The sequence below is a fragment of the Oceanobacillus manasiensis genome (assembly GCF_000724085.1).
Lineage (GTDB): Bacteria > Bacillota > Bacilli > Bacillales > Amphibacillaceae > Oceanobacillus_B > Oceanobacillus_B manasiensis.
This window is the reverse complement of record NZ_CCDL010000001.1, coordinates 1343861-1355477: the sequence shown is the minus strand read 5'-3', so window position 1 is coordinate 1355477 and position 11617 is coordinate 1343861. Positions and strand designations below refer to the sequence as shown.

The 11617-nt window shown below is 36.6% G+C and carries 9 protein-coding genes; 3 read left to right on the top strand and 6 right to left on the bottom strand.

The window, feature by feature from the left end; translation table 11 throughout:
* Window positions 1-35 precede the first annotated feature (35 nt).
* The 6 genes from BN985_RS06760 to BN985_RS06735 form a co-directional block, all read right to left on the bottom strand.
* Window positions 36-1559 carry a DUF4127 family protein gene (locus BN985_RS06760; RefSeq protein ID WP_042222003.1) on the bottom strand — a complete coding sequence of 508 codons (1524 nt, stop codon included), beginning with the start codon at window positions 1557-1559 and terminating at the stop codon, window positions 36-38.
* A 9-nt stretch (window positions 1560-1568) separates the two neighbouring features.
* Entirely contained in the window at window positions 1569-3248 is a 1680-nt protein-coding gene (locus BN985_RS06755; protein ID WP_084157464.1) for an ROK family protein, read from the bottom strand.
* 28 nt (window positions 3249-3276) lie between these two features.
* On the bottom strand, window positions 3277-4101 hold the full coding sequence (locus BN985_RS06750) for a carbohydrate ABC transporter permease (RefSeq protein ID WP_232225550.1): 825 nt from the start codon (window positions 4099-4101) through the stop codon (window positions 3277-3279).
* Between the two features lie 15 nt (window positions 4102-4116).
* Window positions 4117-5025, bottom strand: a complete 909-nt coding sequence (locus BN985_RS06745) for a carbohydrate ABC transporter permease (protein WP_042222001.1) — start codon at window positions 5023-5025, stop codon at window positions 4117-4119.
* 62 nt (window positions 5026-5087) lie between these two features.
* Window positions 5088-6422, bottom strand: a complete 1335-nt coding sequence (locus BN985_RS06740; RefSeq protein ID WP_042221998.1) for an ABC transporter substrate-binding protein — start codon at window positions 6420-6422, stop codon at window positions 5088-5090.
* Window positions 6423-6709: 287 nt separating this feature from the next.
* Window positions 6710-8914, bottom strand: a complete 2205-nt coding sequence (locus BN985_RS06735; RefSeq protein WP_232225549.1) for a beta-N-acetylhexosaminidase family protein — start codon at window positions 8912-8914, stop codon at window positions 6710-6712.
* A gap of 313 nt (window positions 8915-9227) precedes the next feature.
* Here BN985_RS06735 and BN985_RS06730 point away from each other — a divergent pair, with 313 nt between their 5' ends.
* The 3 genes from BN985_RS06730 (at window position 9228) to BN985_RS06725 (ending at window position 11573) form a co-directional block, all read left to right on the top strand.
* Window positions 9228-10034, top strand: a complete 807-nt coding sequence (locus BN985_RS06730; protein WP_042221996.1) for a GAF domain-containing protein — start codon at window positions 9228-9230, stop codon at window positions 10032-10034.
* A complete protein-coding gene (locus BN985_RS18995) occupies window positions 10027-10203 on the top strand; it encodes a hypothetical protein (RefSeq protein WP_156960087.1) in 177 nt (58 codons plus the stop codon). Before BN985_RS06730 ends, BN985_RS18995 begins: the two co-directional genes overlap by 8 nt.
* A gap of 452 nt (window positions 10204-10655) precedes the next feature.
* Window positions 10656-11573, top strand: a complete 918-nt coding sequence (locus BN985_RS06725; protein ID WP_052360628.1) for a DnaD domain-containing protein — start codon at window positions 10656-10658, stop codon at window positions 11571-11573.
* Window positions 11574-11617 lie beyond the last annotated feature (44 nt).

The following is an 11617-nucleotide window of genomic DNA, read 5'->3' as shown; positions in this document are numbered from 1 at the left end:
CTGGGGACTGGCAATCGCTCCACCGACTCCTAAAACTATTCTTCCCACTGTGTTTCTAGTTCAATTCCACATTCAAACATTCTGTTCCAAGGTGCATTTGTACTTATGTTTTTAATACGTATGTTTCTAAAACTATTCTTTATCTCTTCATTAAACCGGCCCTGTAACAATCTTGTTCGTTCAGTGTTCACTCTTTCAGCCTGATTTTTTAAGTCAAAGTAACTGAGTTTATGCTTCATTAAAAGATCATCTACCATTTTCATGCGAATCTCTGCTTGGTAAAAATAATCGTCCATCAAATGATAAATAATATTTTCTTGTACCTTTACCTTATCTCCGGACCGACCAATTACTCCCTGTGAAATTGTTGTTCCTAAGGTATTACAGTTTGTGTTCCATCCCTTGTATGATATGAGTTTATCTAACATTTGCTGTTTATCCAACAGCAAAATTAAATCCCGATCTCCGCCGTTGGCATAAGCAGAATCTGCAACAATTACATCTTTCCCTAGGTTAATAAATTTCTTAATTTGTTCTGTAAACATTAACATATTCCGGAAAGTTGAATAGGTGATATCTTTTCTGGATTGATCCCATGATTCTTGCATGACCTTTCCAGGTGTATTATAGGCAAGAATGATATCAGCAGAATCTTGGTCGTCAACCAATGTACAGCCAGAGGCGAGAATATGGGCCTTCATTGACTCAGCAAATGGGCGATCTTCATACATAGGGATGACTTGAGGGCCGAGAGTACTACTCCAGATTGGATATATTGCAGGGCTATCCCCTGTTAAATCATTAAAAACCCGCGCTAGCAAAGTGGCCCCAACCTCGTCAGCTCCTGGATATATATGGACACTTTCATACAGACGAAGTTCGTCACGTTTTCTTACAATAATGTTTTGATCAATAGTTGTGTAGCCATATTCGGCACTATCATCTTGCGGGATAGAGAGAAAAGTAATTACTCCATCCATTACTAAATCTAATACTCCTTGGTTTATAAGTAAGTTAAAAGCTCTCCTCTTCTCATAATCTTCTACAATTTCTTTTGGCAATTTCTTTTCAATAACACTTAATTGTTCTGATTCTTCCTCTGATAACTTCTCCCGCACGCTTTTATCCTTTAAGTAGGAGTTTAAAAATATTTCTCTTCCCCATGTCCCATAATAATCTGGTTCCTCATCGTTCGAGCTATACTTAGGTGTCCGCATGATTAAATTGGAAGCATAAATAGGAATTCCTGGATACATCTTATGAAACTCACGTAATCTTTCTATCCACACTAAGCCCATTTCTTCTTGTAAATAATGAATCCTTGAAGGTACAATACCACCGTATACCAGCATATCTATACTTAATATAATAGCATCAGCACCCTTCGATTCATGGAATAACCACGCCCATATGCCTTCATTATTGGCTGGTCTCTTTTTTAATCCAAGCAGTTCTGGTGGAGGAGAGACAAAATTAATTTGGGAACAGGAAGAAGCTATTCTCTCTACAACCTGTGTATTGCAAGGGCGTTCATCTAACGGTATATAGATAATTTTCATGCTTTACACCTACTTTATAGCAAATTCATTACTATACTCTTTCATTGCAACCTGCAATTCCTTAAAAAAGACCTCGAGAAGATATAACGTGGAAATTTCATCAATAGAACTGTTTTCATTCTCGAACTCCTCTGTAGAATTTAACAAGACAATATCTGACTGAAGTGAAATAGGAGAATCATTTTGACTCGTAATAGCAATAGTTGTAGCACCCTTTTTCTTAGCCTCTTTTAACATATCGATAATTTCTGCATTATAGCCTGTTGCACTAATTCCGATAACAAGACTTTCTGGTTTTAATAAATGTTGTGACATTTCCATTTGATAGGCATTAGAGAAAGCATCTACTGGTATACCAAACTTCATTAATTTGTACTTAAATTGATTTATTAAAAAAGACATTTCCCCTGAACTATAGAGAAATATTCGATCGGTGAGGACCAATTTCTTTTTAAATAGAGATAAATCATTTGTGTGATTCAATGTTTCCAGCTTACTTAAGATGTTAATATAATCATTCTTCACTTCAATTAGGCTGCCTGAATCCTCTTTATCGTGAATACGTGTTCCAACAATTGCTTCTTTAGACATGAGTCTCAACCTACTATAGGAACCAATATCTAGCTTTTTACAAAAACGTGTAATCATCGACTCTGAAACATTAATTTTTTCAGCCATCTCAGAGATAGTATGATTAGGTACATCACTTAAATTCATCGTAATATAGTTAGCTATCATGCTCTCGCCTTTTGTTAACCTATGTTTATTCGACTCAATCATGGTGGTGATTTTGTTAAATGGCTGTAACGACTCTTGTAGTAAAAAGTAGCGCAGGGCGCCAATAACGCCAGCATCATTTAAATTCCCAGCAATTTCAATTTTTGTTTGATTTAAGATGGAAGGCATAATATCTATTTCAAGCTGCTTCATAATTCGTGGATACAGATAGTCCATTTGATTTGTAATCCCACCACCAATGACGATCACTTCTGGATTCATCATATATGTGATGGTAGCAATTCCCTTAGATAGGTAATAAACCAATCTTTCAATCTCGTTTTTACAAATCTCATCGCCTTCCATAGCTAGTTTAAATATTTTTTTACCATCTAGGGTCTTTTCTGGCATCTCTTTTTGCTTTGCGACATTTTGAATAAGCGTTTTAGTTGATGCTAACTCCTGAAACTGGCTTCCCTCAATTGGAATATAGCCAATCTCCCCTCCACTATAACTGTGACCAGTATGCAGCTTATTATCAATAATGTAGCTACCACCTATCCCTGTACCGATTGTTAAACAGAACATGCTTTTAGCATCTTTCCCTTTTCCGATCCAAGACTCCGCTAAACCTACACAATTCACATCGTTTTCTACCTCTACGGGTAAATTAAAATGATTCTCTAATTCCTTTTTAACATTTGTGCCAGTATAGTTAGGGATAATTGGGGAAGCATACAAAATTTCTCCTTTTTTTGAATCGACTTGCCCAGCTGTACTAATGCAGATACCAGATATATCATAAGTTAGGATTAATTCTTCACCTATTTTTTTAACTTTATTTAAAACCTCTGGTCCTCCAAGATGGGCTTCGGTATTAACTTCATTCTTCTCATGAAAAGTCCCTTTCTCCGTGACGACCCCATATTTAATTAATGAACCCCCTATATCAAAAGCTAAAAATTTTCTCATTTTACCTCTCCTCAGCTGCTAAGTCACACTAACCTTTCACTGCTCCATCTGTAGCACCAGATATAAAGTATTTCTGCAACCAGATAAAAATAAGTAGACTTGGAATGGTTGTTAGGATGGATGCCGCGCTAATTAGTTTCAGATTTCCACCATCAAAATTTTGCGACATTTGCGCAAGCGCAATCGATAATGTATACATTGTACTATCTGTTGTATTTAATAAAGGCCATAAGTAATCTCCCCACGTAAAAGTAAAGGTATAAATTGCTAGCGAAATAATGGTAGGTTTAACCAATGGCACTGCAATCTTCAACCAAACTTGAAAAGGATTTGCACCATCCATATAAGCAGATTCTTCTAATTCCTTTGGGATATTTAAAAAGGCTTGTCGCATAAAATATATACCAAAGGCTGTGGAAATTTGTAGGATTGTTAACCCGACATGTGTATTACGTAATCCCATTTCCCCTGCTATTTGAAAAAGTGGTGCCATGTAAAGTTGGAATGGAACTGTCATAGTTGAGATAATTAATGTTAGTACTAAGGTTCTTCCTTTAAAATTGCTCCTTGCCAACGCGTATCCTGCAAGACTGCTAAATAATAAATTAAGCGGAACAGCAATTCCCGTTACAATGACTGTATTCCATAAATAAAGCATAAAATCTGTCTTCTTAAATGCATCTACAAAGTTTATCAAGCTTGGATCTGTTGGTAATAACCCATCATAAATCCCTTGACTTGGTGACTTTAAGGCAATAAACAATGTATATAAAAATGGGCCAACAGTTATAACTGTAATCACTATCATTAAGAAATAAACAATTATCTTTTTATTTCTAGACTTCCCTTTCAATTTGCTCAACTCCTCTTATGCCCGTAAATCTTCCTCTCGTTTACTTGTCAATTTCATCTGAATTAAGGATCCTACTATTGCTAATCCCAGCAATACGAGTCCAGCTGCAGATGCTATGCTAACATCAAGGTTCATAAATTTATCATAAATATACATGACGAGTGTTGTCGTGGCCCCTGCTGGTCCGCCATTTGTAGTTAAAGCAATTTCTTCAAACACTTTTAGCCCATTTACAATGGTGAGTATGGAAACTAAAGTCATAGAAGGGACAAGCATAGGCATGGTAATTTTCGTGAACTTTTGAATACTGGTAGCCCCATCAATGCTGGCAGACTCATACAATTGATTAGGAATAGATTGTAGGTTTGCCAAATACATAATCATATAATATCCTAGCCCCTTCCATGCAGTAATAAAGGCAACAGCTACTAATGCTGTCGTGGAATTTGTTAGGAAGTTCATAGGTTGATCTAGGATACCGATGGATACTAGGAAACGAGACATGGCACCGTCCTGGGAGTAAAGCATTTTCCACATTAATGCTCCTACCACAATTGGAGTTACTACTGGGACATAATACATTACTCTAAAAGCACCAACAGCCTTAATCTTTTGATTAACTAGTGAGGCTAATACCATTGGAAGAAATATGTTCATCGGAAGTACGATTAGCACAAATAAAATTGTATTTATAAATGCTTTCCAAAACATTTCATCTGCAAATAACTCTCTAAAATTAGCCAATCCTATAAATTCACTTGTATCTGCTATTATCTTGTAATCTAACAAACTCCACCTAAACGCTTCTATAATAGGAATTATAAGAAAGGTAATGAGTATCGCAAGTGATGGTAGTAGGAACAACCAAGGTGTTAATGTTTTCATCATATTGTTCTTCGTTATCTTAGAAGGACTTTCACGCATTATTTTCCCTCCTGAAAGATAGAGACTAGCACTAGATTGCTAGTCTCCTATTTCTATTCATTTTAAAATGTAATATCTTCCCCTGTTTTTTCAAAGGATGCATCCCATTGTTCAGCAATTTTTTCTAATGCTTCTTCAGGAGTTAATTTTCCTTGTAAATTTTCTACATAAGCAATCTTCACCGCTTCCCGTAGTTCTGCACTATTTTCTACTACTGGTACTAATACTTCTGCACGTTCAAGCGATTTGGATGCCTCTAACATACCAGTAGCTTTCGGTGAATCTCCAGGATTTTGAAAATAATCATCCTCTAACGATTCCGTAGTGGACGGAAGTACCGTACCAGCCAATTCAGCAAATTCTAATTGATTTTCAGCATTTGTAACGAATTCCGCTAAAGCAACCGCAGCATCTGGATTTGATGTTTTAGAAGGTATAGAGAAGTTCATTACAGCAACATCCATAGGCGCGTTTACATCATTTAATGGTTGCCCGGCTTTGGAAACCTCATAAATAGCTGGAGCTCCTGACTCCATTGGCCCTAAAAATGTAACACCACTTTCGGTTAAAGATAGATTCCCCGCCATGAAAAGCTCTTGGGCTGTTGAGAAAGATCCTTCTGCATTTTCCTGAGGCATAATACCTTCTTGATACATTTTTTGTGTAAGTGTAAAGAATTCTATGATATCCTCGTTATTTTGTAGAACTGCTTTTCCGTTCTCTACAATTGGTTCACCGTTTGCCAGTGTGATCATTTTAGACATTACAGTGTCACCCTCGTTTATTATTTGATAGAAGGATGGTTTACCTGTTTCTTCTGTGATCGTTTTAGATGTATCGTAAATTTCTTGGGTACTAGTTGGCGTTTCTGTGATCCCCGCCTGTTCAAAATGATCGCCGTTGTACCAGCTAACAGTCGTAGTCAGATACCATGGCAAAGCATATAGTCCATCTTCAAAATGCCCTGATTCAAAAGGACCCTCAAGATAAGAACCTTTCACTTCATCAGATACGAGGTCATTTAATTCTAGCAATCCACCTTGTGCAGCGATATTAACCATGTATCTAGGTGCCAGGTTGACTAGATCTGGTACATCGTCTCCAGTAAGAGATGTTAATACTTTTTGTTCTATTTCATTTTGTGGAATATCTTCTATGATTACGTCTAACTCTGGATGCAAATCTTCAAATGCAGCTTCTAGGTCAGCAAAGTAAGTATCAAACGGTTCACCAGCTAGAGATGCCGTCCACATTGTTACCTCCCCCGAAAGTTCCCCTGAGTCAGCACCACTATCTGTCCCTCCAGCGTCCTCACTTTCACTATTACATGCTACTAACCCTATAAAAAGGCTTCCCATCAGAAAAATGAATAACATTTGCTTAAACTTTCTTTCCATGTTTTATCCCCCTTTTTTAAATAAAACCTTTAAAAAGAAAACGCTTACTTAGTTAAGTTTACTCATTTAACTTCAGAAATACAACACTTTTCTGAAAAATATTTTTATTTTATAGTTTATAATGAAAATTATTTCTAAACTCTTATTCACCTGAGTTCAGCCACTCCACAAACTTTTTTCAACTAGTAAACATGAATGTTGTAAATAGCTTTCTAACTGAAATTACATACTTTCCTAACGTCAAAAAAAGGCTATTGCTCAAATAAACAATAGCCTTTCAAATAACCCTATTTCGGTATCGTAATTATAACTCGACCATCTTTAATCTCCACTTCAGCTCCTAACACTGCATTTTCCAATAACCAATCACTTCCGTGTATGCTTAAAACATAGCCGTTATCAGGAATCTCCGAATTATTCCCGCCTCTTTTTATAACTTTTCCATTAACAACAGTTACTTCATAACCATATATGTTCGTCCTAGTAGTCTCACCATGCTCAGGTGTATATTGAATTAACTCATCAGCACCGCGTCCTTTATTAACACCATCTAACGGGCGTGAAAGAACATATTCTCCATATAATGCTTGAATTAAGAAGGGCTCAAGTGCGAATTCTCCCATCTTCTGTGGTATTTCATCCAATCTGTTCAACATTAAATGAAGTTTTTCTCTATTTTCACTTGACTCATCGTTTCCTTGTTTCTCGCTTGTTAAGAGGTCAACCGCTACAACGCCAGCTTCCCCGTAAAGCGCCAATTTATCCAAATACGGACTAATTTCATCTAAGAATTGCTTATTATCCAGATGAGTCCTTAAATTTTCAGGTGTGGCTTGTAGTTTTTGAAACTCGGATTTCAAGGCATTTGCTTCATCTTGAGCATCAGTATTAGATTCATATGCTTCCCAGAAATCATCCAACAGCGGATCAATGGTTAGCGACTCTTTATCGCTAATCCGTGATGAGTAGGAATTCTCTGCAAAAGTCTTCACATACGCAGTAGCGTCTCCCCCAAAATCCTGAACGCTGTTTTCCCAAGACTCCTCCGCATTATAGTGGTACGGATTCCATGTATAATCGGCAATCGTATATAGTGGGATTTTGGATGCTTCCGCTTCGTTCATCGGATTTGCAATTAAGCCAGTGACACCATTCTCTGTTAAATCCCTATCTCTTTTTACTAATGGTCCTAGAAATAAGCGATTACGATCAAAATCATTAACTGGATAGTTATCCCAAAGTAATAGTTCATGATTAAAAATCTCAGCTACTTGGCTTGCTCCTTCCGACGTGATTGATTCGGATACAACATCAGGTCCTGTCCACATCACAATGATATCCTTTGTTGTTAACGTTGCAAAACGTTCCCTGTACGTATTAGTATGTGTACCTGCATAATCTGTAGGGACTGTTATTAAAGGGTTAGCTCCTTCATGTGTATTAATAAATGCTTCTTTAAAGCGATTTAATAAGAAAGCTTGAGCTGCCGCAGTTGGATTCGGATCATCACCAAACATCTCCTCATCCTGATCACAATGAAGTTCATAACTAATATCATCTAAAAAAATTGCATAGGAACGAACACCTAAATCCCATACTGCTTCCATTTTATTCATTAGCAACTCAAAATCCTCATCGCCGGAATAGCATACGGTATTTCCTGGCGATAGAGAAAAGGTAAAATCAACATGATTTTCCTTTGATTGATCAACCAATTCTTGTAAGTCGTTCAACTTCTCTTCTGGGTAAGGCTCACGCCAACCCTCTCGATGATATGGATCATCCTTTGGGGCATATATATAAGAATTCAACTTGTTATCTCCATAAAAATCAATTTGACTCAATCGATCTTCATGAGACCACGGTGGTCCATAAAACCCTTCAATCGAACCACGAATCGGCATTTCTGGCCAATCGATGATTGCTACACTAGGAACCCAATTTCTTCCGGGCCTTTCTTGAATAAGTTGCTCAAATGTTTGGGTTGCATAATACGTGCCTCTTTTGTCTTTCCCCGCTAATACCATCACCTTCTTATCTGCATCTGTAGCAAGTACATAGCCCTCATCATTTATGGATGCTGGCTCTTTCAAATCAAAGCTTTTCAGTATCTGACTCGTGTTTTCATTTTCAGAGGGTCCTCCAAGAAAAATGGTTGTTGGTGTATGGGGCTTATCCTTCATATTCTCTTTTACTACAATACGTTTTACTTCATTCTCTTTCAACGTCTCCCTCAAATGCTGTAATGCATTTTCATTTGTATTATCCCCAACTACAATACCTACAACTGGTGTTAAAGGAAAACCCTCTCCTGTTACCTGCAAGTGCTGCGGCTTTGGGTTAATGGTTATCTTACCTTTTTCCCCTTCCTCAGCATTTGCTATTATCACCTTATAAAATACCACCGACACAACAACTAACATCATTAATACAAAAATCATCAAGCCGTTTTTCCATATACCAGGATACTTTCTTTTCGAATAATAATACAATGCATCACCTTCCTCCCTCTATTTAAACGCTTTCATCTATGCTAGCACCCTTCTTCTTCTCTTGTCCATGCTTCAATGGTTTTATTTTTTCAATTTTATATATATTTCTTACCATAAAAAAAGGAGACCGTTTGAAGCGTCTCCTTTTAACAAGAATAATAAAATAATCTGAATGTGGTGGGATGTTTCCTCAATTGAAAGTAGTCCTCTAGCGGTATTTTTTGAATTTTTTTATTTTTCGTGAAGGAATTATATATATATTGTCGAATTACTTAATAAGGTCAACTTAGTTTAATTAGAAAGGTAATAAAGAATGAATAATATACAGAATTTTATTGAAGAAAAGATTCCATGGTTGAGTGATGTTTTACTTATAATTGCAATATTACTTGTCTTAGTTTTATTAATAGTAACTATCACAAAGGTTTTAAAAGGTGAAGCAGAATTTTCTATTTTTGGTATTAAATTCTCCAACAATAGAGCTTACGATAAACTACAAAAACAATTTAATGAATTAAACGAACATAGCTCTCATCAACAACAAGTTATAATGTTTCTATTCCAAGTCAATAAGACAGTTTCGGATACTGGAAAGTTAACTAGGGATAAGTTTCAGGAAGGTGTTTCATCTTTTTATGACTTGTTTTTTGGGGGAATAATTAATATACTCAATACGTCAAAAGGAAACAGTTTTAGAGTTGCAATTTTATATAAGGCGACCGATGGATTGCGTATTTTACACGGGATTGGATACTCTCCGGATGGTAAATCGAATTTGTGTCTTGGTTTGAATAACACTAAGGCCGGGTATTGCTACACCAATAATGAAATTGTACATTATGATAAACTGAGTAATGACCCTACATTCAAACGAAATCCTCATTCTTCTAAGAAGAATTACGAGTCATTAATTTGCGTGCCTATCATATATAATAAAGAGGTAATCGGAGTATTAAATGTAGACGCGTATAAAGAAAATTCTTTTAACACCGATGATAAAGATTATTTAACATATTTTGCCACTTCGTTATCCCCTTTACTATATAAAGAATTTTTATATAGAGATATCAAAGACCAATTAGACACTTCTGATAAGGAGGTTAGGAAAAGAAATGTATGAAAAATTCGAGGAAAGAAAAGACGTCGAACTCAGAAGAAAATATGATAATGGAGAGATAAGTGTGGATGAATTTTACAATAAATTATTTTCTTCTAGAGTAGCTGATAGGGACAGAAGAAAAATCGTAAAAAAAAATGAGAAATTAAATAAGGAGTTCCAAAAAGCATAATGTCCCCTCGGGGGCTTTTTATTTTGGCTTCTAAACTGGATTGTTGCAAATCCGAAAATAAAAAAACGGGGTAAAACCCCCGCTGTCTCCTAAAGATATTTTGCTTCGAATTCTTCAGCTGTTTCAATATCCACCTTAAATTTATTGAAACATTTTTGTCAGAACACATGCATTTCTTATGTGTGGGCTTTTTACGACCCAGCTTGATCAAGATGATGTAAGAAATCAACCCATTGATTTGTAAGTGTAAATTGCTTCTAGCCTACCGCTATGAATCTCTAATATAACCTTCGTCAGCACAAAACTCCCGATTTGTCACAAAAACACCCAGATTGGGTGTTTTTTCTCCTTTCTAAAAAAACAGAGAAAATTTTTTCTATGACACCCCCTCCGACTACTTTCTTTCGATAGTAGTTATGGACACCTATATTATCGAAAAAGGAGTTTTTCAAATGAACTATATTAAAGAAATCAACGCATTCCACAAACGCAATATCTTTGATCCACTCTCTAGTTCTGCTGTCTCTCTTTGGTTTACCCTTATGCATTTTCAGAACCTTTGTGGCTGGAAAAAACAATTTTCCGTAGCTGCTAGCCAACTGCAAGCACAAAGTGGTCTGAAAAATACTAGTTTCAAGACTGCACGCAGAGAGCTACAGGACAAAAATCGAATTATCGTTACCAACCGAGGCAGCAATAGAGCTGCCATTTATCAAATGATTTCCCAAGTTGAGGATTACGACCAAGCAACAGGAGAAAATAATCCATTAAATAACACACCGACAAAACCACGCCCTGCAAAGAAACCGAAAGACGAATCAAAGCTATCACCTACTGAAACCACCTCTACTTCAGAAACATCCAACCAGAAACACACCCACAAAACAGACTGCAGTTCCGACCACACTCCCGACCCATTCATTAAACAAAACGAAATAAAAAACAAAAAAGATAAACAAGCCTATACAGCAGCAAGCCATTTCTACAAGACACACTTCAGTGATTTAACGCCCTATATTTCCAAGGAAATAAAAGAGTGGACTACTGCTATGAATGAAGAAATTTTGCTACATGCAATGAAAAAAGCGCTCGACCAGAATAAGATAACGTGGCGCTATGTAAGAGGTATTCTAAAAGCATGGGAAAAGAAAGGAATTCGGACTGTTGAGCAGGCGAGGAATGAAGAAATGCAATTTTCCAGGCAGCGTTCACGCTATACAGGAAACGTCCAAACAGAATTAGTGCCGGATTGGTTTTATGAACAGAAGAAAAAGCCAAAAACAGAGAAACCTGTAGTTGTTGTTGATCCGGAGAAGGAAGCAGCAGAATTGAAAGCATTGCTGGGAAAATATGCAGGAGGCGGGCGGTAGGTATAAAGATGCTTCAGCTTAACAACTTATAGCTTTTATGAATA

Coding starts and splice junctions, on each gene's coding strand:
- BN985_RS06760 (WP_042222003.1), bottom strand. CDS start 1,559: ATGAAAATTATCTATATACCGTTAGATGAACGCCCTTGCAATACACAG.
- BN985_RS18995 (WP_156960087.1), top strand. CDS start 10,027: ATGTATGAAAAATTCGAGGAAAGAAAAGACGTCGAACTCAGAAGAAAA.
- BN985_RS06725 (WP_052360628.1), top strand. CDS start 10,656: ATGAACTATATTAAAGAAATCAACGCATTCCACAAACGCAATATCTTT.
- BN985_RS06745 (WP_042222001.1), bottom strand. CDS start 5,025: ATGCGTGAAAGTCCTTCTAAGATAACGAAGAACAATATGATGAAAACA.
- BN985_RS06755 (WP_084157464.1), bottom strand. CDS start 3,248: ATGAGAAAATTTTTAGCTTTTGATATAGGGGGTTCATTAATTAAATAT.
- BN985_RS06740 (WP_042221998.1), bottom strand. CDS start 6,422: ATGGAAAGAAAGTTTAAGCAAATGTTATTCATTTTTCTGATGGGAAGC.
- BN985_RS06730 (WP_042221996.1), top strand. CDS start 9,228: ATGAATAATATACAGAATTTTATTGAAGAAAAGATTCCATGGTTGAGT.